The sequence below is a fragment of the Clostridium sp. AF02-29 genome (genome assembly GCF_934835585.1).
In the GTDB taxonomy this organism is placed as follows: Bacteria; Bacillota; Clostridia; order Lachnospirales; family Lachnospiraceae; genus Otoolea; species Otoolea fessa.
Genome location: NZ_CAKVZK010000029.1, coordinates 13,949 through 40,058, shown reverse-complemented (window position 1 = coordinate 40,058; position 26,110 = coordinate 13,949). Strand labels below are relative to the sequence as shown.

Here is a 26,110-nt window from a genome sequence, read left to right as displayed (position 1 = left end):
TATCCCGTGAAATGCCCGTATTTCCGGGCTTTTTGGAGATAATCAGAGTTGTTCATGTAATATTCCAACATAAGAAGCAATTCCATATACACAGGTTCCCACACCCAGTACTGCAAAAAACATCAGCATCAGCGGATAAAATTCATCTCCCGGACTGCACTGTCCGAAGCGCTCTCCGGTGATATCCCGCGCCCAGAGTATGCCAGTTCCCGCAACCGTGAGAAGAATTCCAATTTTTTTGAATCTTTCTATTCCAAGGCGCGCCCTGAAGTGCTCTATCCACGAACTACCCACGAAAAGAATCAATACCGCCAGCCAGATAAAAAGCATCCGTTTTTTTCCCTGTGAAAGAACAGATAATACCGGGATCGGATTCCAGATATAAAGATACAGGCATTCCCACACTGATTCCCGGCTTCCGTTTTTCCCGGACAAAATATATAAAAGCCAGGCTGTCACCAGATCCATTGCCATGACTTCCAGGAAGCCATGAACCTCCTGATTAGAAATGGCAAAGAATACAAAGCGCGTAATCAGATACCCGACCGCTGCTTTCCAGCAAAGATTTCCCGCCATCCCCCGCTTTTTCTTTTCCTCATACAGCCAGATGACAGTCAGGCACGCCGTAATGGCGATACAGTAAGCTGATTTCATTCTGGCACCTCCTTTAACGACTTTTTTAAGTGCTCCATTTCGGTGGCACTCCCCTCAGGCACGCCGTTTCTTTCTCATCGCTATAATTTATATACTCCCGGGATCCTCCCTGCACATACGCAGGAAAGAGCTCGGGAGTATATGAATCTGTTTCCATCATCCTATATGCAGGAGAGCAAAAACAAGATTAAATTATAGATGATTAATGTTTGTAATCGCCCCAAATCTGAACTTGGCCGATTATTTTCACTTCATACTCTTAGTTTCAGATTGATCACGGATCTGTTGACCTCGGCGCCTCCGATGGATCCGGCGTCTGCGGTGGCTCCGTTGTTGTATACTCCTTCGTCTCTTCCGGCTGGGTCGGTTTCACGGTCGGCGTCGGGTTTTCGGTCGGTTCTTTCGTCGCCGGCGCATCACTCGGTACCACACTCGGCGTTTCGCTTCCACCACCGCCTCCAGAATGTCTGCGTTCTTTGGATGTTCTGGAATTCAGCTTCGGTGTATCGGCATTGGTCGTCTCTAAGATGGTCATCGTTCCGTCTTCTGCCACTTTTACCTCAAAGCTTCTCGCCGGTCTCGGCTTGCGACCGCCGAACGATGTGCCATCGTTTTCAAACGTATAAGGAATTCCGTTGATACTGACAACGCCCGTTGCCATCTCTCCACTGTCTGGTGTGCCAAAATAATAGGTTTTTCCATTGATCCAGACGACACCGCTGACCATTTCCCCCGACGCCGTACAGAAATACTGTTTCTCCCCGTCTTTTACCCAGCCGATCTGCGGTGCTCCCTGTTCATTCAGGTAATACCATTTTCCATCGATCTGCTGCCAGCCTGTCTGCACCTGTCCATTTATGATGTAGGCTCTTGCACCTCCTGTACCTATCCATTCTGCAAAAGCCGGTCCGGCATACAAGCCCATGATCAAAACGGCACTGAGTGCACAGGCACCCGCCTTCATCCATTTGCGTTTTCTCATAGCATACCTCCTCGTATTGATCGAAAAGCTGTCTTTCATGTATTTTTATTCTGGAGTTTTTCTTCTTTTTCACGATTTCAAACTTTTCTTGTTGTATTCATCTTATCATTTGTTTTATTTTTCTACAATTTACACTGCACAAGATGTCATTTTTTTACACAAGATGTAAAAAAATGATACACTAGCCTTGACAAATTGATTTTCAGAAGCTTTCATCCACAAACACAAGGGCGGGAAAAGTTCCAGAAATAAAACCCCCGGCTGTGAGTGGATAAACTTACTCACAGCCGGGGTTCCATTTTCACATCTGTATAAAATCTCTTAACCGATCACATCCGCCATATCATACCGTCCCTCCGGCTTTCCTGCCAGGAATTTGGCTGCCTGTACCGCACCCTTTGCGAAAATCGCCTTGGAATAAGCTGTATGATTAAAGGTAATCACCTCATCCTGACCGGCGAAAATGACATCGTGTTCGCCTACGATTGTGCCGCCGCGGATCGCCTGAATACCAATCTCCTTCGCATCACGTTTCTCGCGTGTAGCGGAACGATCGTATTTGTAATGGTATGTATTGCCCATCGCCTCGTTGATCGAATCTGCCAGCGCAATCGCCGTACCGCTCGGAGCATCCACCTTCTGATTGTGGTGTTTCTCCAGAATCTCAATATCAAATCCAGCCGGAGCCAGAATCTGCGCTGCTTCTTTCAGAAGCTTTAAGAGCATATTGATACCAAGAGACATATTTGCAGAGCGAAGAACAGCTGTCTTCTCTGCCGTCTCTTCTACCTTTGCCAGCTGTACCTCGGAAAGTCCTGTCGTACACAGAACAACCGGCATTTTCTTCTCTGCACACCAGTCGAGAAGTTCATCGACAGCTGCTGCATTGGAAAAATCAATCACAACATCCGCTTCTACCTTACATTCGTTCAGAGACGCAAAAACCGGATAATCATTTTTCTGCTCGGTTCTCATATCAATACCCGCAACGATAGAGATCTCCTCGTCCTTCGCTGCGATTCCGGAAATAACCTGTCCCATGGCGCCGTTGCAGCCATGCATAATTGCTCGTACCATCTGTTAAAACCTCATTTCCCTATCTCATTCAAAATTCAGAGGTGCAGCGCCCTGCCGCACGCCTCCGAATCTGATTTTCGCATTCTGTTTCACTGCCCGTTTTAACGGATCCTATGTTACTGTTCACGCATACGTGCCCAGTAACGGAATTTGCCGTGGCTTCGCATTTAAATACGGCAAATTCCTGCTACCACCACGTTTTCTTACGGCACTTTCGGTTCCAAAAGTGCCTACCCGTGTACAGTAACGATCTTATCACTCTTTCAGGCTGATTCCGTAATTTACCAGTTCTCTTCTCAGACGATCGCGGTTTGCCGGTTCCATATCCACTAACGGTTTGCGGAACGGACCCACTTCCTCGCCCATCATGTTCATCGCTTCCTTAACCGGAATCGGGTTTACCTCGCAGAACAGCGCCTCAATCAGCGGAATTGCATCTATCTGCATCTGTCTTGCCTTCGCTACATCGCCAGCCTTGAATGCCGCGCACATATCATGTACCTGACGCGGTGCCACGTTGGATAATACGGAGATAACGCCCTTTGCGCCCAGTGCCATCATCGGAACCGTCTGGTCGTCGTTGCCGGAGTAAATATCAACTGATCCGCCTGACAGGCTTGCAATCTGTGCGATCGCGGAGAAATTGCCGCTTGCTTCTTTGACACCGACGATGTTCTCATATTCCTTGCACAGTGCCACGATCGTCTCCGGGGTGATATTGACGCCGGTACGGCTCGGTACATTGTACAGAAGGATCGGAAGATCAACTGCCTTTGCGACCTCTGAGAAATGAACCTTTAAACCCTTCTGGGTTGATTTATTGTAATACGGGGATACGAGCAGAAGTCCGTCTGCGCCTGCCTTTTTCGCTTCGGTAGACAGATATACCGCTGTCTCTGTGCAGTTGGAACCGGTTCCTGCTACAACCGGGATTCTCTTATTTACGACCTGGCATACGAAACGAATCACCTCGATGTGCTCCTCATGGCTTAATGTAGCCGCCTCGCCGGTCGTACCGCAGGCGATAATACAGTCTGTGCCGCCAGCGATCTGTTCTTCTACGATCTGCTCCAGTTTCTCATAATTTACGCTTCCATCCTCATGAAATGGCGTTACCAGCGCTACGCCTGCTCCTTCAAAAATAGACATTTTGTTTCCTCCTTATTCTTTTGCACGATGACTGAGTTTCTATTCCAGAGTCCGTTTCTGTCCCCGCTTCAAACAAATGTTTGTTTGAAGCCTGTCGGTCCTGAGCGTACAAAAAGCTGGCACAATGGCCAGCTCTATGAATTCAAATCCAAACTCCCAGTAGCTCCCCATCTGTCGATGACAGTTACAGAATTCTTCATCCTGCACCCAGGAACTGCAGATACAGGCGCCGCAGCCCTTCGGCGTATCATCCTTTCAGCTGTCTTCTCCTGCACCTGCCGCATCCGACCGCTTACTGATAATCAACGCAACCTCTACTTGTTTTTTCTATCTTAGCATTACTTTGAATACTTGTCAACCGTTCATGCACGCATGATCGTTTGACGGCTTCAGGCATTCCAGGCGCGTCACCTCGTCTGCATGCTCCTCTGCCCCAGCCGGGCATACTTTTCCGGTCAGAATTAGATCAACATTCTCCTCGCGCGCTGCCAGCAGTGTTTCCAGAGCATCGTCTCCGACCAGTTTCTGATCTAACACCCCAAGAAATTCATCCAGAATCAGCATATCGCATTCGCCGGTACAGAGTACTTTTTTTGCAAAATTATACCCGTTCTGAATATTGCAGAGCTCTTCCTTTTTGCCTTCTTCAGAGAGATTTTCATAATACTCATTCTGTTTTTCAAATCGGAATACTTTAAATGCCGGCTCCAGCTGTTTTAACCCATCTGCTGTCTCATGGCTCAGCACTCCCTTTAAGAATTGTATCATAATTACCTTCCGGCCGTGCATGGCTGCACTGACACCACGTCCCAGTGCCATCGCTGTTTTTCCCATCCCGGTGCCGAAGATGATATGAACTTTCCCCTTTTTCATTTCCCTCTCCTCTTTCTGTGCCTCCCGCTGCGCTGGCGCACAGACTGTCTTTCCTGATGTCTTTTTACACACAGGCCTGTGTGTTTTATTTCTATCCATCCAATGATCGTTTTACGAATTCTGTAAACTGCCTTATTCTAGCATATTTTATCTGTTTTGGCAAGCTATGGCAAAACCAGCCATTTATCATGCCCTATAGATTGCATAACCGGCTTCAAACTTTGCTGTAACATCCTAAACCTATCCTATTCTTCCACGCACTCCAGCTTGCTGACCGACACCTCGTATGCCACACGTTTCTCGCACTCTGTCTCGCTCAGTTTCTTCGTATATTCACGGCTCTGCACGCGCCCCCACACGCACACGTGGCTTCCCACGCCAAATCCGGACGCATAGCGGGCATTTCTGCCCCACGCAATACACGGTATGTAATCGGATTTTCCATACGGACGGTTGACCGCCAGCAGCATATCGGCAATCTCGCGTCCCAGCGGTGTTTTCCGGTAGATCGGCTCTTTGCAGATATAGCCTTCCAGAAAAATCTGGTTGGTTTTGGTGTAATCCGTAAATTCTTCCAGGAAATGAATCTCACGTACAAACACAGACAGCACCAGACGGTTTTTCGCGCCCTCATGACGGTTGTAGGAACGGAACTGGCCGATCGCCTCCATCGTCATTCCGCGGTAGTCTTTCGATACATCCAGAAGCCGTTCTGAAATCATGAGTGGAATCACGTCCACCTGATCGCTCAGACGGCTGACTGCCAGGTCTGCGATATAAAATCCTTCCCCGAATACTTCGTGGCTGAATGTAAATTCCGATACGACCTCACCAATCACGCTAACCTTGTTGTTTTCAATCATTTTTTCCGACATAGTATCTCTCTCCTCTTCTTTTTTGCAGTTTTTCACGGCAGGTTCTTGGAGTCCTGCTTCTTACTGTATATATGTATGAGGGGAATGACCGTTTTAGAAGAAGAAGTGAGGGGGAAATTTCGACAGGGTGGGGGACATGAATCGACAGAGGGAATGGGAGCGGCAGAGGAAAGAGGGGCGCGTCGTTTCCTGGATATCTCTCGCTTGAATATACGAAAAGGAGCAGCTGGCTTGCGCGGCTGCTCCCACTTTACGATTATTTAGCTATTTTTACGGCTGATCATCGCTCTCTTTCTCAGAGTCGGATCAAGAATCTTTTTACGGATTCGTAAGCTGGTCGGGGTGATCTCGAGAAGTTCATCGGTATCGATGTAGTCGAGGCACTGCTCCAGGCTCATGATTTTCGGCGGAACAAGGCGAAGGGCTTCATCGGCGCTGGAAGAACGGGTGTTGGTCAGCTTTTTGGTTTTGCAGACGTTTAACTCGATGTCTTCCGGTTTTGCGCTCTGTCCGACAATCATGCCGGAGTAAACTTTAACGCCCGGTCCGATGAACAGGGTTCCGCGCTCCTGGGCATTGAACAGACCGTAGGTGATGGACTCGCCTGCCTCAAATGCAATCAGGGATCCCTGTTTGCGGTAACTTAATTCGCCCTTGAACGGTGCATAGCCGTCAAAGCTGGTGTTTAAGATACCATTTCCCTTTGTATCGGTCATGAACTCGCCGCGGTAGCCGATGAGACCTCTGGACGGAATCGAGAACTCCAGTCTTGTGTATCCGCTACCGATCGGGCTCATGCCCTGCAGCTCGCCTTTACGGCTGGTCAGCTTCTGGATAACAGCACCGGTAAAGTCATCCGGTACGTCGACGTAAGCGATCTCCATCGGCTCTAATTTGCGGTTTCTCTCGTCATATTTGTAGAGTACCTCCGCCTTGCTGACTGCGAACTCAAAGCCCTCGCGGCGCATATTCTCAATCAGGACGGACAGATGCAGCTCGCCACGGCCAGATACCTTGAAGCAGTCAGCGGAGTCTGTCTCCTCTACACGCAGGCTGACATCGGTATTCAGCTCCCGCATCAGACGCTCGCGGATGTGGCGGGAAGTGATGAATTTACCTTCCTGACCTGCCAGCGGGCTGTCGTTTACCATGAAATCCATGGAAATGGTCGGCTCAGAAATCTTCTGGAACGGAATTGCCTCCGGTTTCTCCGGTGAACACAGGGTATCACCGATGTGGATATCTGCGATACCGGAAATCGCTACGATCGAACCGATCTTTGCTTCCTGTACTTCTACTTTATTCAGACCCTCAAACTCATAGAGCTTACCGATCTTAACTTTGCGGAACTTGTCCGGCTCATGATGGTTGACGATGACGCAGTCCTGATTTACTTTCAGGTAACCGTTGTCGATCTTACCAACGCCGATACGTCCTACATACTCGTTGTAATCAATCGTGCTGATCAGAACCTGTGTCTCTGCATCCGGATCTCCCTCCGGTGCCGGGATGTAATCCAGAATGGTCTGGAACAGCGGCTGCATATCCACATTCGGATCGTCCAGGTTCTTCTTCGCATATCCAGAACGTGCAGATGCATACAAGAACGGGCAGTCAAGCTGCTCGTCGGATGCATCCAGATCCATCAGAAGTTCGAGAACCTCGTCCACAACCTCCTCCGGACGTGCTTCCGGACGGTCAATCTTATTGATACATACGATAACCGGCAGATCCAGTTCCAGTGCTTTACGCAGAACGAATTTGGTCTGCGGCATCGCGCCCTCGTATGCGTCTACCAGAAGGATAACGCCGTTTACCATCTTAAGAACACGCTCTACCTCGCCGCCGAAGTCCGCATGTCCTGGTGTATCGATAATGTTGATCTTGGTGCCGTTGTAATTAACAGCCGTATTCTTGGACAGAATCGTGATACCTCTCTCACGCTCAATATCGTTAGAGTCCATAACACGATCGACTACTTCCTGATTGGCACGGAATACACCGCTCTGGCGGAGCAGCTGGTCTACCAGCGTCGTTTTACCGTGGTCAACGTGAGCGATAATTGCAACGTTTCTGACATCTTCCCGTTTCATTTTCATATCTGCTTACTCTCTTTTCTTATGATGATTCATTACATGTACTAATTAATAATTATTTTCTGTCACAGACAGGCATCCTGCCGTTTCGTCTTTGGCAAAGGATCCGCCCACAAAATAATACAGCTTGTTATTTTAGCATTTTTTTATCCATTATTCAATCTTTTTTTACAATAAAATGATTTTTCCGTCATCCATGCCAAAATAAACTTCATCCAGTTTTTCGATCCGGCATCTTCCATTTGTGCCCTCTATGAGCTTCTTCTCCGCTGCTCCCGCCTGATCAAACGGCACCAGGATCGTCAGATCCACGCCCTCGCCGTACTCGCTGTCCAGAATCGGCAGCTCTGCTTCTGCAAAAATGTACTGCACCTTTCCAAGCCCGCTGTAGTCTGTCCCGACCTTCCATTTGCGAGCCAGGCATTTTTCCAGAACCACACAGTTTTTAAGGCCTTCCTGGACCGCACCGCCGTATGCCCGCACCAGTCCGCCGGTTCCTAAAAGTGTCCCGCCAAAGTACCGGGTCACAACCGCACAGACGTTGTGAATCTCGCGTCCCAGCAGTACATCCAGCATCGGGCGTCCCGCCGTCTGCGCCGGTTCGCCGTCGTCGCTGCAGCGCGCCACCTCGTTATTTTCTCCGATCGTAAATGCCGAACAATGATGTCTCGCATCCCAATATTTCTTCTTGACTTCCGCAATAAATGCCGTCGCCTCTTCTTCCGATTCCACCGGGCGGATCTCCGCGATAAAGCGGGACTTCTTCTCCACAATCTCGCCCTCACCGCCCTGATAGACGATTTTATAGCGCTCTTTCATCTTTTCCTCCATCTATGAACTACGCATCCTTAAAACGGATGTTTTTTCACTTCTTTAACCGCTTGTAAACCTTAGCTACTGTTCACGCATACGTGCCCAGTAACAGAATTTGCCGTGGCTTCGCATTTCAATACGGCAAATTCCTGCTGCCACCACGTTTTCTTACGGCACTTTCGGTTCCAAAAGTGCTTACCCGTGAACAACCCTTATCTTTTATGATACCGTAAAAAAAACTTCATGACAATAGTATTTATTTATCCCATGAATTTTGATATAATTGGAAATACTGTATTTATTAATAGAACGAACCACTACGAACCCAAAGGAGGTTCTCATGAATTACGGTGTAAAAGCAACCAAGAAACGGATCCGGGCAGTCACTTCCCGGAAGAAGAAATACGCCAACCGGCTGTTTCTGACCTTCTTCAAGACTGCCTTTGTTCTTGTTCTGTTTCTCTGCGTGACAGGTGTCAGCACCTTTATCGGCATGTTTAAAGGCATTCTGGACAGTTCGCCGGACTTCAACCCGGACAGCTTTACTCCAAGCGGATATTTTTCTACTATATATAATAGCGCCGGAGAAGTGACCGACACGCTGGTTGGTTCCAACTCAAACCGAATCGAAGCATCCTACGAGGATTTTCCTCAGGATCTGATCGACGCATTCGTCTCCATTGAGGACTCGCGTTTCTGGCAACACAGCGGTATCGATCTGCGCTCCATTTCACGCGCCGTGGTCGGTGTCCTGACAAATAATTATAAAGGCGGCGCCAGCACCCTGACCCAGCAGCTCATCAAAAATACCGTCTTCAACGGCGGTATGGAGACCAGCAAAGGTTCCAAAATCGAACGAAAAATCCAGGAACAATATCTGGCGCTGCAGCTGACAAAAAACGTCGATCGGAAGGTCATTTTAACGAACTATTTAAATACGATCAACCTCGGCAGCAATACGCTGGGCGTCAAAGCAGCGGCGCTGCGCTATTTTAATAAGAACGTCTCCGATCTGACCCTTTCTGAGTGCACGGTCATCGCCGGTATCACACAGAATCCGTCAAAGCTGAATCCGATCAGCGGCGCGGAGGCAAATGCCGCCCGGCGCAAGGTCATTTTGCAGGCAATGTATGAGCAGGGCTATATCACAAAAGAAGAACAGGAGGAAGCACTGGCGGACGACGTCTACGCCCGTATCCAGAATGTCGACACGGCGCTCAAGGAAAATGAGACACCGTACTCCTATTACACGGACGAGCTGATCAGCCAGGTCACCGAAGCGCTCAAAGAGCAGCTCGGCTATACTGACACGCAGGCGTCCAATCTTCTGTTCAGCGGCGGACTGCAGATTTACACCCCGCAGGATCCGCAGATTCAGGCGATCGTCGATGAGGAAGTTAACAATCCTGCCAACTACGACGCGGCTCGCTATTCGGTTGAATACCGCCTTTCCCTGACCCATCCAGACGGGGAAACGCAGCATTATTCACAGGAAACTCTGAAAACATGGATCCAGCAGGTCAAGGGACAAAGCGGTTTTGACGGGCTGTTTAATTCCGAGGAAGAGGCGCAGACGGCGATCGATGAGTACCGCACCGCCCTCACGCAGGACGGAAGCACCGTTCTCGGTGAATCAGTTACCATGATTTTAGAGCCGCAGACCTCGTTCGTCCTGATCGAACAGTCCACCGGCTATGTCAAAGCAATCAACGGCGGACGCGGACAGAAGACGGCAAACCGCACTTTAAACCGTGCGACCGACTCCCTGCGGCAGCCAGGATCGACCTTCAAGGTCATTTCCTCCTTTGCCCCGGCATTGGATGCCTGCGGCGCGACCCTATCAACTGTTTACTATGACGGACCATACTCCTCCGGTGAAAAAGAGTTCCGAAACTGGTGGGGCAGCGATTACAAGGGCTATCACACGATCCGCGACGGCATTACCTATTCCATGAACATCGTCGCCCTGCGCTGCATGGCGGACACGGTAACGCCGCAGCTCGGTGTCGAATATGCCGAACGGCTGGGAATCACTTCCCTCGTAAGCCAGGATCAGACTCTCTCGACAGCACTCGGCGGTCTGACAAAGGGCGTCAGCAACCTGGAGCTGACAAATGCATTTGCGGCGATCGCCAACGGCGGCACCTACACGAAGCCTATCTTCTTTACTAAGATTCTGGATCGCAACGGAAAGATACTGATCGACAATGAACCGGAGACGCGGCAGGCGCTCAAAGACTCTACCGCCTATCTTTTAACCAGCGCGATGCAGGATGTTATGCAGAGCAATACAATGTATACGCGTTCCGGTTCCGGGGTTAAATCGACCGGTACGACAGCGGCAATTCCCAATATGAGCTGCGCCGGAAAGAGCGGTACGACCACCAGCAACGTCGACGTCTGGTTTGTAGGCTTTACGCCGTACTACACTGCCGGTATCTGGGGCGGGTGCGACAATAACCAGCCATTAAAAGGCGGCACCGTTTCAAACGGCGGTACCAGTTACCACAAGCGCATCTGGCGAAATATCATGACACGTGTCCATGAGAGCTTAAGCGACCCCGGATTTACGGTTCCGGACAGCATTGAAACTGCTGAAGTATGCCGCAAATCCGGCAAGCTTCCGGTTTCCGGCGTCTGCAGCAGTGACCCGCGCGGAACGGCCGTCTACACTGAATATTTCGCGAAGGGCACGGTTCCGACCGAGACCTGCGATCACCACACCCGCGTGACGATCTGCTCCGCCTCCGGCGGCATCTCGACTGCCTTCTGCCCGACGAACCAGCAGATTTCCAAGACAGTTATGGTCGTTCCGGAAGACGGCGGAGAAACGGACGATTCCCGTTTCTCCATGCCGAGCGAGTGCAAGATTCACAATGGTTCGTCCACGATCATCCATCCTTCTGAGAGCGCCGATTTCTCAGCTCCGGGCTACAGCCCCGATTCAGATAATCTATCGGCTCCGATCCACTCTGCAGTTCCACGCCCGATGGCGGGAAGTGGACGGAATGGAAATAATATTCCGATTGTCCCGGCGAATCCGGAGCATTAACAGCAAAATAATATATCTGCAAAAAGCTGCTGTAAAAAGTGACATTCATATGCCTCTTTTACAGCAGCTTTTTATTTCCTCAACTGATTTTCTTTTGCCTTGCTTTCTTTTACTTTTCTTTCGTCTTCTCTCTAATCCTTCATCTTGGGTTTGCAAATCAGCGACGACAGATAGCCGAAGATCAACGCCCCGGAAATCCCCGCCGCACCCGCCGTGAATCCGCCGGTGAACAGCCCCAGGACCCCATCCTTGTCAATTCCATCCCGCACGCCCTTCCAAAGCGTATTCCCAAACCCCAGCAGCGGCACTGTTGCCCCGGAACCCGCCCATTTGGCATACGGTTCGTACAAGCCGATCGCACCGAGAACCGAGCCACATACCACCAAAAGTACCATGATCCGCCCCGGCATGAGTTTCGTTTTATCCATCAGAATCTGCACGGCGGCACAGAGAAGTCCGCCGGTCACAAATGCTTTGATATAGTCCATTTTTCTGCTCCCTCTCTAAAGTTTCTTGCAAATACCTATTATTCACCGAACGATTCTTTTCCCTCAAGCACCACTCCATGGGCAATCCCCGGCACATTCTGCCCCTCATTAAAGCTGATCTGGGACAGCAGCGCCCCGGTCGGCACAAACAGGACGCGTTTCCACTCACCCGCCTGTATTTTCGGAAGAATATAGCCGCACAGCACCGCCGCCGAGCAACCGCAGCCGCTCCCGCCCGAATGGGTATCCTGCGTCTTCGGGTCAAACATTTCGATCCCGCAGTCCATATGGATGCTGGAAATATCCTGTCCTGCCTCGCGCATAAAATCAAGCAGGATTTCCTTCCCCACCATTCCCAGATCGCCAGTGATGATCCGATCATAGTCAGATGGTTTCCGGTTAAAATCACGGAAATTCTGCAAGATTGTGTCAACCGCCGCCACCGCCATTGCCGCCCCCATGTTCATGGAATCGCGCATCTGCATATCGACGATCTTTCCGGGGGTGGCAGCTGAGATACAAGGTTGAAATTTGGGATGCAATTTTTCCTGTCCAGCATTTTTCAGTGATTCTGACGCATTTTCTTTCGCTCTGCGCCCATCTTTCCCTTCATTTTTCTCATTTCCCTCGATCATCACACACCCGCACCCGGTCACCGTCCAGGTTGTGGACTGCGGTCTCTGATTCCCATACGCCAGCGGAAACCGGAACTGCCGTTCTGCCGAGGCAAAATGGCTCGACGCCAGCGCCAGAACCCGGTCCGCATAGCCAGCCCCTGCTGCCATCGCCCCCAGAATCATCGCCTCCCCCATCGTCGAGCAGGCGCCGTAAAGCCCGAAAAACGGGATATCAAACGACTCCACACCAAACGAGGTCGCCACAATCTGTCCCAACAGGTCTCCCGCAAACATGCAATTCACATCCGCCGCCTGTCTGCCCGCCTTATCCAGACATTTCTGCACCGTCTGGCGCTGCAATTCACTCTCCGCCTCCTCCCACGACTTTTTCCCAAACGTCGGATCCGGCTCCACCCGGTCAAAAAAACTTGCCAGCGGTCCCTCGCCTTCCGTCTGCCCCACGATCGATGCCGCCGATGTGATGATGGGCGGATGCTCAAACTGGATGCTTGATTTACCTGCCTGCATAAAACTCCTCCTGAAACATAAAACATTGTCAAAAATATACTGTTCAAACTTTCGCTACAATCTCAGTATTTACACAAACATACATTTTTATGTTTTCTAGTAATCTGCATTCCTCGCAGGCTTCATTCACCCGTTTTTACCATATTATTAATACTGCACCGCCGCCAGTTTCTCTCTCAGCTCCTGCGGGTCCTGGGACGCATCGACTGCCGTCTGCGGTGTGATCACGCCCTCTTTCGCCATACGGATCAGAAAATTATCCATCGTAATAGAGCCCTCTTTTGCACTAGAAAGCAGATAGCTCTGCATCTGCGGTGTTTTTCCATCACGGATCAGATTCCGGATCGCCGGCGTGAGCATCATAAGCTCACAAGCTGCCGCCCTGCCCTGGCCGCCCGCCCTCGGCACCAGCTGCTGTGACAGCACCGCCCGCAGCGTCATCGAGAGCTGCATCCGGATCTGCGGCTGTTTATCCTCTGGAAAAACACCCACAATCCGGTCAATGCTGTCGATTGCCGAATTGGTATGAATGGTGGAAAAAACAAGATGTCCCGTCTCCGCCGCCATCAGCGCCGTCTCGATCGTCGCCGGATCACGCATCTCTCCAATCAGAATGACATCCGGGTCCTCACGGAGCGCCGCATAAAGCCCCTTATCATAGCTCTCTACGTCCACGCCCACCTCGCGCTGGTTGATGATCGCCTGCGCCGGTTCATAGACATACTCGATCGGGTCTTCCAGCGTAATCATATGGAGTGGACGATTCTGGTTGATCTCATTTAAAATTGCCGCCAGCGTCGTTGACTTGCCGCTTCCCGTCTCGCCGGTTACCAGAATAATGCCTTTATTCCAGCTTGAAAACTGATTCACTGCTTCCGGAAGCCCCAGTTCCGACAGGTTCGGAATCGTACTGCCCAGAAGACGGATCGCCGCAGAGAGCGCTCCCTGCTGCCGGAACAGATTCACACGGAGACGCCGTCCCGCAAACGAAGCACTAAAATCCAGCTGTCCGATCGCCTCGATCTGATCTGCCGCATTGCCTGCCAGCTGGCGTCCATATTCCTCACAATCCTCACGCGTCAGCCCGCCATCCGTCAGCGTCTCGATTCTGCCGTCAATTCTGCATTTTGGCGGCAGCCCTGCAATCAGATGCACATCCGATGCCCTTTTTTCAGCTGCCAGCGCGATTAATTCCTCGATTCCATACATACCATCTGTCTCCTCTTCTCTTTCTGCACCATTTACAGTGCCAGCAGCGTCCGGATCACCTCGTCTACCGTCGAAACACCCTCTTCTACCAGCTTCTGCGCGTGTTCCAGCATCGGAACATACTGGCTCGCTCTTCTGGCTGCCTCTAAGAAACGTGTCCGGTCAGCTCCTTCCAGAATGCACCGGCGCAGCTCCTCCTGAATCAGCATTACCTCAAACACACCGATTCTGCCCCGGTATCCCGAATGGAAGCACTGATCGCATCCGGCTCCCTGCCAGTATAATTTTCCAGGGTTCTCCGGGATTCCTGCCATCTCAAGCGCTTTTTTCGGCGGCTGAATCTGGGTTTTGCAGTTCGAACAGATTTTCCTCAGCAGCCGCTGGGAAATAACGCCTCGCAGTCCCGCCGCAATCAGGTATGGCGCCACGCCCATATCTCGCAGACGGTCAATCGCCGAGATCGCATCTTCCGTATGAATCGTGGTGATAACGAGATGTCCCGTCATTGCCGCACGCATCGCGATCTCTGCCGTCTCACCGTCACGGATCTCGCCGACGCAGATGATATCCGGATCCTGACGCAGAACTGAGCGCAGACCCGATGCAAAGGTCAGCCCCACTTTTTCATTGATCTGCACCTGTGTCGCGCCTTTGATATGGTATTCTACCGGATCCTCCAGTGTAATCAGGTTGGTCCGATCCGAAAGAAGTTCGCGGATCAGCGTATACATCGTCGAAGATTTACCTGAACCAGTCGGTCCTACAATCATGATAACTCCAGAAGTAAGCCCTAAAAGTGTATCAATCTTTGCATCCTCCACTGCCGGAATACCGATACCGCGGCGGTTCAGCGTCTCCTCATTTCGTTTCAGAATACGGATAACCACTTTTTCTCCATACAGGGTCGGAAGGGTGGATATACGCATATCCATATCTTTTCCTCTTAAATGCATCACCGCACGACCATCCTGCGGAATTCTTTTTTCGACGATATCGAGCTGGGACATGATTTTAAGCCTCGAAATGACCGAATCCTTGAGTTCCGACGGGATCGTCATGATCCGATGAAGCTGCCCGTCGATACGCATCCTGACGACCATCTCCTCCTCCGTCGGCTCAAAATGGATATCCGAAGCATTTTCCGAAATGGCGCGCTCAATAATCGAATTGACCAGGCGGATCATCGGTGTCACATTTTCCTGTCCTTCTCTTGCCGCCGTCTGCCCCTGACGCACCTCTTGTGCCGCTGCCGTCTCTGCCTGCATCTGCGCCATCGCTTCTGCCGCTCCCTCGTTGCCATACAAAATATTGATCGCACGCTTCACCGCCGGTTCAGAGGCGATCATCGGCACAATTTTCTTTTTGGAAGTATGCTGTGCTTCCTCAATCGCCATGAAGTTCAGCGGATCCGCCATTGCCAGATAGAGCTGGTCTTTGGAAATACGCACCGGTACGATCGTCATCTTCTTTGCCAGGTTTTTCGGCACAAAGCGCGACATTTCCGGGCTGATATCGACCCGCGTCAAATCAATATAGTCAATGCCCAGCTGCATGCGAAGCGCATCGATCAGCTGACCTTCCGTGATATAATGATGCTTGACCAGCGTTGTTCCCAGACGTTCTTTCTCCTTCGCCTGATAGTCAAGCGCCTCTTTAAGCTGCCCTTCTGTGATCAGTCCAAGCTCCAAAAGCATGTCTCCCAATCGCTTTGTACGCATTCTCTCTACCTCCCTATAAATATGGATCTGGTTATTCAGCCATTTTACTGCGGAAATCCCGGATCCGGTCAAAGCAGTCCCGATCCATCTCGATCGCCGTCTGATTTCCAGTCGTCACAATCCACGCTTCTTCCAGAAGCCGCCGGATGATCCGCGCCGCCTCTTTCTGATCCTCTGCGGTCGTCTCACGGATCTCCTCTGTCCAACGACGGATCTGTACAATATCCAGGCCATTGTACGCATACTGCATCGCTGCCATCCGCCGTCCCAGGCATCCGCACGGCGCCGTCGCATTGCCGTAACTGCTTAAAATATAGCCATTCCGATCTGCCTCCGAAAGCTGCAGTTTTTCCAATACACCCGCTGCCGCCCGGATCGCCTCGATCGTCTCACTGACCTTCGGATCCCGGTATGTACTCGCCACGATCCGGTCCATCGTCGGCGTAAATGCAAACGACGCGCTGTAGGCGCCGCCTTGAAAACGGAGCTGCGGCACAAAATACCGGTCATCCAGCGCATTTACATACGGAAGAATCCGCCCGGAAAATCCATCTACAGCGCTCAGCTCTGCCGAAAAGACGGTATACTGGCTGGAGCTCTCCACAATTACCGCCTCCCTGCGAGCCGGAACCGGGAAGGTATACCCAGCATTTTCCCCTCTGTTTTCCGTTTTATTCTCATGGTCTGGCATCTGTTCTCCCCGCAGATTTCCCAGAATCCGCCCCGCACAGTTCCGCATCCATTCCAGATTTTCCCTCGGTGCAACATGAAGGATCGTCACCGCTGTTCCATGCAGGATGCGGTCGCGCACCTCCTCCATCTTCTCTGCCAGCTGGAAGATCGCTGTATCCTCCTGTTCCAGGCGCCCGCGCAGTTTTTTCAAAAACTCATAAAACGCCTGTCCGCCGACATATTCCTGATACCGCGTATTGATGCTATAGCCAGATGCCGCCAGACGCACCGCCAGCGAATACGCATCACTGCGCGACTCATCACAGGACGGAATCGTCTCATCCAGTGCCTGAAGAACCGCATTCTTATCTCTCCAGAGCGGATGTGATAAGAGTTCCAACAGGACATACAGGCTCTCTTCATAATCCTCCGCCATCCCATACCAGCTGACCGCCAGCGTCGGATGGCTGTTTCGTCCCGCCCGAACCTCCGGATGTCCCTCATTCATGGAAAAATCATGCAGATAGCGCTCAATCTGATTTTCCTTTTCCATTCTGCCATACCGGGCATTTTCAAGCTCTGAAACAAACATTGTATATAAAGGAATGTAAAAACGGTCCTCTTCCGGCACGCCGCTCAAATCCAGGTATAAACGGTTATAGCTGATCGCTTCCAGATCCGACGGCGATTCATAGACCGAAATCCCATTTATCTCATATATCTGATATTCCGGCGTCTCTTCCGGCGGCGGAAGCTCATCGACCCGGATCATAAAATCCGCATTTGAACACTCCGACGCATTCCACGCATCAAAATCCAGGGTCTTCGCAATCAGCGCATCCAGCTCTGCCTCGCTCATCTCCGCCTTCATCTGCGCCAGATACGCGTCGCGCTCCTGCTCCATCGCCTCTGCCATCCCCGGCGTCGGAACCGTCGTGACAAGAACCCGTCGCTTCGCCGCGCCAAGCTCTGCCGCAAACCGGCGAATCTCCGCCTGTGCCGTCCCTGCATCCAGAGAATCATAGGCTGCCGCCTCATCCGCATACACATCCGCATCGCCCGTCAGTGCCCATTTCAGGCTGACTTCCGGCACGATCGAATCCGCAAATACATCCGTATCTTCGCCTGCCGTATAATCATGTATCGCCCGTGCCTTGAGCGCCGTCTCCACCACTGACGGGTCGATCCCGCGCTCCTGCATCTCGCACAATGTCTCATCTGACACCTGCCGGAACCGTTCTGCATCCTTCGGACTGCTGTCTGTCATTTCGAAAACAAAAAATGGCTTTTCCGCCTCCATCATCACCGATGCGCTCGCATCACAATGGATGCCCGCCGTCCGCAGCTTTTCCCTGAAAACCGATCCATCCACATTCATCATTCCCGCAATGATGCTGTACTGGATCAGCTTTTCCCATGAAATGCCGCTCAGATCCATCGCATACGATACCACCGCCGCATTCTCCGATGCGTCTCCCCGGTAAGCAGGACTGGGAACGGTTGCCTGACGGAAGAATGATTCTCCCCCATTTTCCAAACCATCTGGCTCGGGGCTGTAAAACGCACTCATCCCTATATTCTGCATTTCCTGTTTTTCCTGTCGCCCGCTGCCTGACTGGAAACTCCATCCGTCTTCTTTTCCATAGCTTTTCTTTGCATCACACAGATACTCTTTATCCAGGAATGCCAGAAACCGTTTCCAGTCCAGATCCCCATACAACAAAATCAGAGCATTATCGAACCGATAAAATCGATCATACATCTCCATCGTATGTTCATACGTCAGATCCTTATAAAAACGGTGCGCCTGTCCATTCGCATTTGCCGCCGTCTCCCCCGGATACAGCGCCCGCAAAACATTCCGCAGTGCCTCATTATCTGTATCATTCAGCATGCCGAAATCCTCGCTGTACACCGTTCCTGCCAGCGTAATCGGGCTTTCGCGGTCGCGCAGCTCATAGCGGACCGCTTCACGGTCAAAAAAGCGGCGTTCCCGCCGGATTCCCGGCGCTTTCATGCAGCTTAAATACACATCTGCCATCTTAAGCAGCTGTTCCTCGCTCTGGCTGCACACCGGATATGCCGTAAATGGTATATAGGTAAATGCATTTACAAATGTGTGGTATGTCTTGCTGCAAAGATCAAAAAAAATATCCTTACTCGGATATTTATCAGAGGAAGCAAGTACCGAATGCTCAAACACATGATTCGTGTCCGTCTCATCCAGATGCGGTGTCCGATAGGAAATCGAGAATCCCCGGTTTGTATCTTTATTTCTGATATAAAACAGGGACGCCCCGCTTTTCTCATGTTCAAAATACAGTGTCTGCGCTCCCAGCGCCTGCAGTTTTCCCACCTGTTTCAATGTAAAACCTGCTGTCTGAAATCCCGGCTGCAGTCTCCCATCTGCCGCCCTCCACTGCTTTGTACCTGCCATTCTTTTATCATGCCTCCTGCCATCATTCGTCTGCTGTCTTTTCTCTATATCTATTATACAAAAGCACGTCCTATATTTCCATAGAAAAAAGCACATCCGGTTCACTCTGTGTTCCGGATGTGCTTCTGATTCATAAATCTATTATTTATTCTTTCCGCAGCACTTCTTATATTTCTTACCGCTTCCGCATGGACACGGATCGTTCGGATAAATCTTATGTGTATTGCGGACTGTGCCAGATGCCTTCTGCTCGCGGTACAGCTCTGTTCTTCTCTCCTCAGTCAGGATTGCATCCCACTGCGGAAGCTCATACAGCCAGGTAGCCTTTGCCTCTACCATGTTGTAATATAACTTCTCCGGGTCGATCTCAATCTTAACCTTGGTATCCTCATCCATGGTCTCGATCGGGTTCTCATAGCCCTTTAAGCTCTCATTGATTCCATCCAGGAAACCGGTCATGATCATAACTTCGGTATCATACTTCTCAGCCAGTTCCTTAACGGTACCTTCTACAACCTCAGTCGGGTTTGCAAGAATCTGCTCGTAAATGCCTTTCTCAATCGTAAAATATCCAGACCAGAGTTCCTCTTTCTTTTTATCATCCAGCCCGTCACCATATGCCAGATTGCGCCAATTTTCTAACAGTGTCATCGGTAATTCCTTCCTTTTTTCGTTCTTTCATTACTATAATAACATAGTATATTTAAGTATATAACAAGTTGGGGGGATTTGCAAGGAGGAAAACTGGCATCTGCCTATTTTATCGCATAAGCAAAAGTATCACTCATTCCGTATCGCCGCCAACGGACTCAGCTTCATTGCGCGCATCGCCGGGAAGAATCCGGCTGCCATGCCGATGATGATGGCAAATCCTACCGACGGAACTGCCAGCCAGATCGGGATCACGGACAGCTTTCCATCCATTCCATATAAAAAAGTCGCTGCCAGAAACTGGTTAATCAGCACGGAAACCATAAAACTCAGCGTCAGTCCGATGAGTCCTCCCATGAAACCGATAAAACCTGCCTCAATCAGAAACATATTTCGGATGGTTGCAAGGGAACATCCTAACACTTTCAGCACGCCAATCTCCTTCGTCCGCTCATAGATGGACATCATCATCGTGTTGGCAATGCCGATCGCAGCTACCAGCAGGGAAACAGCGCCGATGCCGCCGAGGGCTGCCTGGATCATGTTGGACTGCTGTTTGGACTGTTCCAGCCATTCCATCTGGCTGTTTGCCTCATAGCCCATGTTGCTGATGGCTTTCTGTACCTCTATTACATGATCCATATCGTCCACATTGACCGTTGCTTCCTCATATACAAAATAATTGTACGGTTTTCCTTTTTTATTGGTCGGCTGACCCGGAATCGGCTTTTTCTTGAACACCTGTTTTAGCTGTGTCTTGAGCTTATCCAGATCAACGTAGACGCCGTAGCTATAATCACTCCACTCATCCGGTCCGCCTGCGACCAGACCGGCGGTTTTCAGCATATATTTCTTCGGAGCCGCCACCTTCTGGCTTCCGTCATCACCGCCGGAATTGCCCTTAGACTGATAGTAGGCATCCGTGTCAAAGATCGTGAACATCGGCTTATTGATAAAATCGATATCCGGCATCTCTCCGGTGTCCCAATAGCCTTTTCCCGTCTTAGCATTGCTGAAATTCTGCGCGACCATGTTTCCGACCACCATCTCCATATCCTTCGTTTCGACAGTCGGCAGACTTCCTTCTCCCAGCTTGATATTCTTCATTGCTCCCAATGGGATCCCATGCAGCTGCACATTTCCCTCGTAGACACCCTGACGCATAATCACATTCAGGTTCAGATCCGGATAAGCACTTGTCACATGCGGAATCTTCTCAAATGTCTTCATCGTCTCATCCGTCATGAAGCTGTCCTCTGGATTTTTTTTATCGCTGGAATTTCCATTGTCATAATTATACACCTGAATCGCGGTCAGGCTTCCATAGGAAGAATACTGTTTGATGGTAAATTCTTTCAGTCCTATTCCGATGGAAACCATGACAACGATCGATGCCGTACCAATCACGACTCCCAGAACCGTCAGAAAGGTACGGAGCTTTCTGCGAAACAGGTTGTTGACGCTCATCGTCAGCAGATCACTGAATCTCATTTTCACCGGTCCTTTCTATTTTTCTTTCTTTTCAGATGATCGTTTTGTTCTTTTTCAACGTCCTTTGTTTCGTCTTCCGATACATCTGCTGTCGTCATTTCCGGCTCGCCCAGCTCATTGTCCAGTTCCTCTTCTAATTCGTCTTCAAGCGCCTTTTCTTCTGCTATTTTCTTCTTTTTCCTCTTCCAGACAACTACACCGACACCTGCGCCCACCAGCGCAGCGATCACAAGCATCGGAGCGATCCGCCCAGCGCCGCCCGCTTGCGCCGCATCGGCATCTGCATCCATGCCGTTGTCCATTCCATCCATGCCGTCCATCCCGTCATCCGAAAACGCCTCACTCACGTTCAGAAGCATTTCTTTTTCGGTCTCTGAAACGACTCCATTTTCATCCTCATAGGAAATGATAATCTTCACTTTTCCATCATCGGTTGTCGGCGCAATCGCGGTCAGCATCGTATCGACATTGCCGGTTTCGCCCGGCTTGATATTTCCCACGTAAGCGTCAGATGGTTGGATAGAATCTGCCTCAAAACGCGCCATAACATTGTAAAGAATTACTTTTCCGGTGTTGTTGATGCCAAACATGACATTCGTCTCAGAACCAACCTCGATCGCATCCGGCATCACATCGATCGTGCTGGTGTTCAGCCGCGGCTCCTGTTTGACCGGGAGGGCAATTTTGACTTCTTCCTTGGCATTTTTAAATTCCGGGCTGTCGTACTGCTCCTGAATCGTCATGCGGTATGATTTCTGCTCCGCCGTCGGCGCCGCCTTGAACACCATCGAGAGATCCGCCGTCGCCCCCGGCGCCATGTTATTGACAACTACGGAGGTGGAACCGCTCTCGGATGTAAAGATCGGCGTATTTTCAACTTCTTCCGAAGCAAATGTAAACATAATATTGGAAGCTGCCACATCCGAAGACGCATTCTTCATCCGCACACGCAGTTCAAACGGCTGTCCGGCATAGATCTCTGCCGGGATCGTCTCGAAGCTGTCCACGATGATACGCGCCTTGGTTCGATCCTGCTCGCCCGCATCCGCCGACAGCTCATCGTCATCTTTTCCCTTGACGCGCACGTAAAACACCTTGTCCACCGGCTCCGAAAATTCTCCGCCCTCTTCTTCGCGGTATGTAACCAGATAGTGAATCGGGAAGAAGCCTGATTTTACGTCCTCGCGCACCATCATGCTGTACGGAACCGTCACCATCTGCCCTGATTCCATATCCCCCATTTTACGGTTATAGTTGCCCTCATTGATATCAAACGGGAATTTCGTAATATCTGCGTCAAGCTGCATATCCACGCGGACATCGTAAACCTTTTTAAGTCCCGTATTGGTCAGGTTCACGCCAAAATCCATGATCTGATTGTACCCCGCATACGGCGTCTGCTGGTTATCACCGATGGAAAAATCGTAATCCAGCTTCGTGTTGTCGTCTTCCTCGGTGGAGGAACCGTCGTAGGCGGATACCCACAGATTGACGCCGACTTTTAAACTATCATCAATAAAGAAAAAAGCCTGATAATATCCAGCTGACAGATCCCGGCGCAGTTTATACGTCAGAGTCACACTCTTGGAGGAACCCGGCTTAATGTCGATCGCCTTATTTTTAAACGTGTTGGAATCCGCCTCAAACGGAAAGGATTTGTCATACCAGTACAGATCTCCGCTGTCACCTTCGTCATCTGATTCACCAAAGGAATCTGTCATGAATCGCTCATATTCATACGCATTCGCAAGACGGATTGTCTTGAAGCTGTTGTCGCCTTTTTCTGCTGTATTATGAATCGTCATTTTGATCGAAATCTTATTGCCCGCCTTGCCGCGCGGAACTTTCGTGACCGTGATCGTTCCATTATTGTCCTGAAAATCCGTCATGTTCAGCATTTCCGCCTGCGCTGTCCGGCTTCCTCCCACCGCCAGCACCACAAAAAGCAGCAAAAACACCGCCCATCTCTTCCACTTTCTCATACCTCTCATTTTTCATACCTCCATATCCGCTCACATTAAATGCTGCTTTTATCAATTTCTCATTCTATCGTCAGCATTCCTGTGTTTTAGCCTTCTAAATTCCTGACACAGCCAACACTCTATTTTTATCTGTCTATTTCATATCTGCTCCGTCTTTCGCTCTCTTAAATTTCCTCTATTTTTCCATCTTCCTTGCCCATTTGCCGATTCTCCTCTATCTTCACAATCTTCCCATCGATAATATGGAAGATCCGGTCCGCATACGCCGCCAGATGGTTATCATGCGTGACCATAACCAGCGTCTGGTTCTGTTCCCGGACGATCCGCTGCATCAGTTTCAGCACATCCATCGTCGTGTGCGAATCCAGATTTCCAGTCGGCTCGTCTGCAAAAATGATCTCTGGATGTACCACCAGCGCCCGTGCAATGCCGACACGCTGCTGCTGCCCGCCGGACATCTGGTTCGGCATATGATCGCCGACTTTTTCCAGTCCGACCATTTTCAGATATTTTTCCGCCATCTCCCGGCGCCTGCCGCGCGGCACACCGCGGAAGGACAGCGGAAGCGCTACATTTTCAACCGCATTCATCGTACCGAGCAGGTTATATGACTGGAAGATAAATCCGACCCGCTCCCGGCGGAATGCCACCAGTTGGTTCTCGTTTAATTTTTCTATGTGCTGTCCGGCTATGACAATCTCGCCCTTCGTCGGCTTCTCCAGCCCCGCCAGCATATTCAATAAGGTAGATTTACCCGAACCGGAGGTACCTACAATCGCACAGAATTCGCCACGGTACATCGTAAAATCAACGCCGTTCAGCGCGTATACCTTCGTCTCGCCGACGCGGTAGACTTTATATAGATTTTTTACCTGTATGACAGGTTCCCGTTTCCGAAGTTCATTCTTCCCCGGCACTTTCCGCTCTTCCATCAGCCTTCTCCATTTTCTAACTTATTTCATGCTCCTGAATATTCCATCGAAATCCATTCCTGACAACCTGGATTTATACAAGTTTCAACCATTGCAATTTCAGTTCTTCTTTCTACATTATACCGGATTTGTTTCAATTCTCCTACCTTATTTTTCTTAATGTTCCTTACGCTTTTCTTACCAGATTTTTCTCCCTGTCTGACCGTTCCTTACGCTAATCCATTTTGCCCTGGAAAGTCATTTTTATTTCCTATTTCATCGCAGGTAATCTTCCAGCCGTCATCACATTGTCCATATTTTCTATCCCCCCTATTCATATTTTTTATATCACAGATCATTAAAAGCTATAGCAATCCATCTGGAAATGTTTTATAATAGTTGGGAAAAATATGCTAATACGAATAGAGAAGGAGAATCAAATGAGACATTTGCTGAATCCACTGGATTTTTCCGTTGAGGAGATCGACCAGCTTCTGGATCTCGCTTCCGATATCGAAGCCAATCCAGCCAAATATGCACACGTCTGCGACGGAAAGAAAATCGCGACTCTGTTTTATGAGCCAAGCACCCGTACACGCTTAAGTTTTGAGGCTGCTATGCTGAACTTAGGGGGACGGGTTCTTGGCTTTGCTTCTGCCGATTCAAGCTCTGCTTCCAAGGGCGAGAGTGTGGCAGATACCATCCGCGTTATCTCCTGCTTCGCAGATATCTGCGCGATGCGCCACCCGAAGGAAGGTGCGCCGATGGTTGCTTCCCTGCACTCTTCCATCCCGGTTATCAATGCCGGCGACGGCGGTCACCAGCATCCGACGCAGACCTTGACCGATCTGATGACGATCCGTTCTTTAAAAGGACGCCTGAACAATTTAACAGTCGGTCTGTGCGGCGATTTGAAATTCGGACGCACGGTTCACTCCTTAATCAATGCGCTGTCCCGCTACACAGGCATCCGTTTCGTCCTCATTTCCCCGCCGGAACTGCGCGTCCCGGATTATATCATTGAGGATACACTGAATGCAAAGGGAATCGAGTACAAAGAGGTTGAAAACCTGGATGAGGCGATGCCGGAGCTTGATATTCTCTACATGACACGTGTCCAGAGAGAGCGTTTCTTCAACGAGGAAGATTACATCCGTATGAAGGACTGCTACATTCTCGACAAAAAGAAGATGGAGCTTGCCCGTGATGATATGTTTGTGCTCCATCCGCTTCCGCGTGTCAATGAGATTTCCGTTGAGGTGGACAACGACCCGCGTGCCGCTTACTTCAAACAGGTTCAGTACGGCGTATACGTCCGTATGGCTCTGATCATGACTTTACTGGAGGTGGAAAAACCATGTTAAATATCAGCGGATTAAAAGAAGGTTTTGTTCTGGACCACATCCAGGCAGGACGCAGTATGGATATTTACTTTAAACTGGGGCTGGACAAGCTGGACTGCCAGGTGGCTATCATCAAAAATGCGCGCAGCAGCAAGATGGGACGCAAGGACATCATCAAGATCGACGGCAGCCTTGATCTGGTAAATGTTGATGTGCTCGGCTACATCGATCACCGTATCACGATCAACATCATCAAGGATGGAAAAATCGTAGAGAAAAAAGATGTCAAGATGCCGAAAAAAATCACAAATGTCATCCACTGCAAGAACCCGCGCTGCATTACCTCGATCGAGCAGGAGCTTCCGCATATCTTCTATCTCGCGGATGAGGAAAAAGAGGTATACCGCTGCCAGTACTGCGATGAGAAGTATTCGCTGTAGATTCTTCTGAATATATCAAATGAATATCAAAAAAGCCATGAACGACTTTTCT

At 50.1% G+C, this 26,110-nt stretch carries 20 protein-coding genes and 1 riboswitch; of the genes, 3 read left to right on the top strand and 17 right to left on the bottom strand.

Annotation, left to right across the window (positions count from 1 at the left end):
* Positions 1 to 42: 42 nt before the first annotated feature.
* The 8 genes from PUQ60_RS08440 to PUQ60_RS08405 all read right to left on the bottom strand — a co-directional run bounded on the left by PUQ60_RS08440 (position 43) and on the right by PUQ60_RS08405 (position 8,537).
* On the bottom strand, positions 43 to 654 hold the full coding sequence (locus PUQ60_RS08440) for a hypothetical protein (protein ID WP_273401017.1): 612 nt from the start codon (positions 652 to 654) through the stop codon (positions 43 to 45).
* A 274-nt stretch (positions 655 to 928) separates the two neighbouring features.
* Positions 929 to 1,636, bottom strand: a complete 708-nt coding sequence (locus tag PUQ60_RS08435) for a hypothetical protein (protein WP_273401019.1) — start codon at positions 1,634 to 1,636, stop codon at positions 929 to 931.
* A 321-nt stretch (positions 1,637 to 1,957) separates the two neighbouring features.
* Entirely contained in the window at positions 1,958 to 2,713 is a 756-nt protein-coding gene (gene dapB, locus PUQ60_RS08430) for a 4-hydroxy-tetrahydrodipicolinate reductase (protein WP_107001533.1), read from the bottom strand.
* A 255-nt stretch (positions 2,714 to 2,968) separates the two neighbouring features.
* The gene (dapA, locus tag PUQ60_RS08425; RefSeq protein WP_118467484.1) at positions 2,969 to 3,862 is read right to left on the bottom strand and encodes a 4-hydroxy-tetrahydrodipicolinate synthase; all 894 of its coding nucleotides are present in this window, start codon (positions 3,860 to 3,862) and stop codon (positions 2,969 to 2,971) included.
* A gap of 152 nt (positions 3,863 to 4,014) precedes the next feature.
* A riboswitch (Lysine riboswitch) is annotated at positions 4,015 to 4,187 on the bottom strand.
* A gap of 29 nt (positions 4,188 to 4,216) precedes the next feature.
* Positions 4,217 to 4,735 (bottom strand): cob(I)yrinic acid a,c-diamide adenosyltransferase, encoded by a 519-nt coding sequence (locus PUQ60_RS08420; protein WP_022359533.1) that lies wholly within the window; start codon positions 4,733 to 4,735, stop codon positions 4,217 to 4,219.
* Between the two features lie 245 nt (positions 4,736 to 4,980).
* Positions 4,981 to 5,610 (bottom strand): single-stranded DNA-binding protein, encoded by a 630-nt coding sequence (locus PUQ60_RS08415; RefSeq protein ID WP_022359532.1) that lies wholly within the window; start codon positions 5,608 to 5,610, stop codon positions 4,981 to 4,983.
* A 260-nt stretch (positions 5,611 to 5,870) separates the two neighbouring features.
* Positions 5,871 to 7,709 (bottom strand): translational GTPase TypA, encoded by a 1,839-nt coding sequence (typA, locus tag PUQ60_RS08410; protein WP_022359531.1) that lies wholly within the window; start codon positions 7,707 to 7,709, stop codon positions 5,871 to 5,873.
* A 165-nt stretch (positions 7,710 to 7,874) separates the two neighbouring features.
* On the bottom strand, positions 7,875 to 8,537 hold the full coding sequence (locus PUQ60_RS08405; RefSeq protein ID WP_337955600.1) for a YigZ family protein: 663 nt from the start codon (positions 8,535 to 8,537) through the stop codon (positions 7,875 to 7,877).
* 322 nt (positions 8,538 to 8,859) lie between these two features.
* On the opposite strand from PUQ60_RS08405, the gene PUQ60_RS08400 reads away from it, so the two are divergent.
* Positions 8,860 to 11,571: a transglycosylase domain-containing protein gene (locus PUQ60_RS08400; RefSeq protein ID WP_273380307.1), complete on the top strand. Its 2,712-nt coding sequence runs from the start codon at positions 8,860 to 8,862 to the stop codon at positions 11,569 to 11,571.
* Between the two features lie 131 nt (positions 11,572 to 11,702).
* Here the strand turns inward: PUQ60_RS08400 and PUQ60_RS08395 are convergent, their stop codons facing one another.
* The 9 genes from PUQ60_RS08395 to PUQ60_RS08355 form a co-directional block, all read right to left on the bottom strand.
* A complete protein-coding gene (locus PUQ60_RS08395) occupies positions 11,703 to 12,059 on the bottom strand; it encodes a SpoVA/SpoVAEb family sporulation membrane protein (protein WP_273380309.1) in 357 nt (118 codons plus the stop codon).
* A 38-nt stretch (positions 12,060 to 12,097) separates the two neighbouring features.
* Complete coding sequence (locus PUQ60_RS08390; protein WP_273380310.1) at positions 12,098 to 13,204, bottom strand: stage V sporulation protein AD; 1,107 nt, start codon at positions 13,202 to 13,204, stop codon at positions 12,098 to 12,100.
* A gap of 147 nt (positions 13,205 to 13,351) precedes the next feature.
* Positions 13,352 to 14,413: a type IV pilus twitching motility protein PilT gene (locus tag PUQ60_RS08385; protein WP_118467476.1), complete on the bottom strand. Its 1,062-nt coding sequence runs from the start codon at positions 14,411 to 14,413 to the stop codon at positions 13,352 to 13,354.
* A 32-nt stretch (positions 14,414 to 14,445) separates the two neighbouring features.
* Positions 14,446 to 16,131 (bottom strand): type II/IV secretion system protein, encoded by a 1,686-nt coding sequence (locus PUQ60_RS08380; protein WP_273380313.1) that lies wholly within the window; start codon positions 16,129 to 16,131, stop codon positions 14,446 to 14,448.
* A gap of 31 nt (positions 16,132 to 16,162) precedes the next feature.
* Positions 16,163 to 19,240, bottom strand: coding sequence for an insulinase family protein (locus tag PUQ60_RS08375; RefSeq protein ID WP_273401005.1), 3,078 nt, complete (start codon positions 19,238 to 19,240; stop codon positions 16,163 to 16,165).
* Positions 19,241 to 19,381: 141 nt separating this feature from the next.
* Entirely contained in the window at positions 19,382 to 19,891 is a 510-nt protein-coding gene (locus tag PUQ60_RS08370; RefSeq protein ID WP_022359524.1) for an SEC-C metal-binding domain-containing protein, read from the bottom strand.
* Between the two features lie 129 nt (positions 19,892 to 20,020).
* A complete protein-coding gene (locus PUQ60_RS08365) occupies positions 20,021 to 21,382 on the bottom strand; it encodes an ABC transporter permease (RefSeq protein WP_273380319.1) in 1,362 nt (453 codons plus the stop codon).
* Between the two features lie 2 nt (positions 21,383 to 21,384).
* On the bottom strand, positions 21,385 to 23,373 hold the full coding sequence (locus tag PUQ60_RS08360; RefSeq protein WP_273380321.1) for a CARDB domain-containing protein: 1,989 nt from the start codon (positions 23,371 to 23,373) through the stop codon (positions 21,385 to 21,387).
* 155 nt (positions 23,374 to 23,528) lie between these two features.
* Entirely contained in the window at positions 23,529 to 24,296 is a 768-nt protein-coding gene (locus tag PUQ60_RS08355; RefSeq protein WP_118653210.1) for an ABC transporter ATP-binding protein, read from the bottom strand.
* 419 nt (positions 24,297 to 24,715) lie between these two features.
* On the opposite strand from PUQ60_RS08355, the gene pyrB reads away from it, so the two are divergent.
* Together pyrB and PUQ60_RS08345 are read left to right on the top strand one after the other, a co-directional pair.
* Positions 24,716 to 25,639 (top strand): aspartate carbamoyltransferase, encoded by a 924-nt coding sequence (gene pyrB, locus PUQ60_RS08350; protein ID WP_107001544.1) that lies wholly within the window; start codon positions 24,716 to 24,718, stop codon positions 25,637 to 25,639.
* Positions 25,633 to 26,058, top strand: a complete 426-nt coding sequence (locus tag PUQ60_RS08345; protein WP_022359701.1) for an aspartate carbamoyltransferase regulatory subunit — start codon at positions 25,633 to 25,635, stop codon at positions 26,056 to 26,058. Before pyrB ends, PUQ60_RS08345 begins: the two co-directional genes overlap by 7 nt.
* Positions 26,059 to 26,110: the final 52 nt, after the last annotated feature.

What these genes read in the sequence shown, in the direction of transcription:
- PUQ60_RS08440 (WP_273401017.1), bottom strand. Translation starts at nt 654, where the DNA reads ATGAAATCAGCTTACTGTATCGCCATTACGGCGTGCCTGACTGTCATC.
- PUQ60_RS08345 (WP_022359701.1), top strand. Translation starts at nt 25,633, where the DNA reads ATGTTAAATATCAGCGGATTAAAAGAAGGTTTTGTTCTGGACCACATC.
- PUQ60_RS08435 (WP_273401019.1), bottom strand. Translation starts at nt 1,636, where the DNA reads ATGAGAAAACGCAAATGGATGAAGGCGGGTGCCTGTGCACTCAGTGCC.
- dapA (WP_118467484.1), bottom strand. Translation starts at nt 3,862, where the DNA reads ATGTCTATTTTTGAAGGAGCAGGCGTAGCGCTGGTAACGCCATTTCAT.
- PUQ60_RS08400 (WP_273380307.1), top strand. Translation starts at nt 8,860, where the DNA reads ATGAATTACGGTGTAAAAGCAACCAAGAAACGGATCCGGGCAGTCACT.
- PUQ60_RS08390 (WP_273380310.1), bottom strand. Translation starts at nt 13,204, where the DNA reads ATGCAGGCAGGTAAATCAAGCATCCAGTTTGAGCATCCGCCCATCATC.
- PUQ60_RS08380 (WP_273380313.1), bottom strand. Translation starts at nt 16,131, where the DNA reads ATGCGTACAAAGCGATTGGGAGACATGCTTTTGGAGCTTGGACTGATC.
- PUQ60_RS08405 (WP_337955600.1), bottom strand. Translation starts at nt 8,537, where the DNA reads ATGGAGGAAAAGATGAAAGAGCGCTATAAAATCGTCTATCAGGGCGGT.
- pyrB (WP_107001544.1), top strand. Translation starts at nt 24,716, where the DNA reads ATGAGACATTTGCTGAATCCACTGGATTTTTCCGTTGAGGAGATCGAC.
- PUQ60_RS08395 (WP_273380309.1), bottom strand. Translation starts at nt 12,059, where the DNA reads ATGGACTATATCAAAGCATTTGTGACCGGCGGACTTCTCTGTGCCGCC.
- PUQ60_RS08415 (WP_022359532.1), bottom strand. Translation starts at nt 5,610, where the DNA reads ATGTCGGAAAAAATGATTGAAAACAACAAGGTTAGCGTGATTGGTGAG.
- PUQ60_RS08385 (WP_118467476.1), bottom strand. Translation starts at nt 14,413, where the DNA reads ATGTATGGAATCGAGGAATTAATCGCGCTGGCAGCTGAAAAAAGGGCA.
- PUQ60_RS08355 (WP_118653210.1), bottom strand. Translation starts at nt 24,296, where the DNA reads ATGGAAGAGCGGAAAGTGCCGGGGAAGAATGAACTTCGGAAACGGGAA.
- PUQ60_RS08420 (WP_022359533.1), bottom strand. Translation starts at nt 4,735, where the DNA reads ATGAAAAAGGGGAAAGTTCATATCATCTTCGGCACCGGGATGGGAAAA.
- PUQ60_RS08370 (WP_022359524.1), bottom strand. Translation starts at nt 19,891, where the DNA reads ATGACACTGTTAGAAAATTGGCGCAATCTGGCATATGGTGACGGGCTG.
- typA (WP_022359531.1), bottom strand. Translation starts at nt 7,709, where the DNA reads ATGAAAATGAAACGGGAAGATGTCAGAAACGTTGCAATTATCGCTCAC.
- PUQ60_RS08375 (WP_273401005.1), bottom strand. Translation starts at nt 19,240, where the DNA reads ATGGCAGGTACAAAGCAGTGGAGGGCGGCAGATGGGAGACTGCAGCCG.
- PUQ60_RS08365 (WP_273380319.1), bottom strand. Translation starts at nt 21,382, where the DNA reads ATGAGATTCAGTGATCTGCTGACGATGAGCGTCAACAACCTGTTTCGC.
- dapB (WP_107001533.1), bottom strand. Translation starts at nt 2,713, where the DNA reads ATGGTACGAGCAATTATGCATGGCTGCAACGGCGCCATGGGACAGGTT.
- PUQ60_RS08360 (WP_273380321.1), bottom strand. Translation starts at nt 23,373, where the DNA reads ATGAGAGGTATGAGAAAGTGGAAGAGATGGGCGGTGTTTTTGCTGCTT.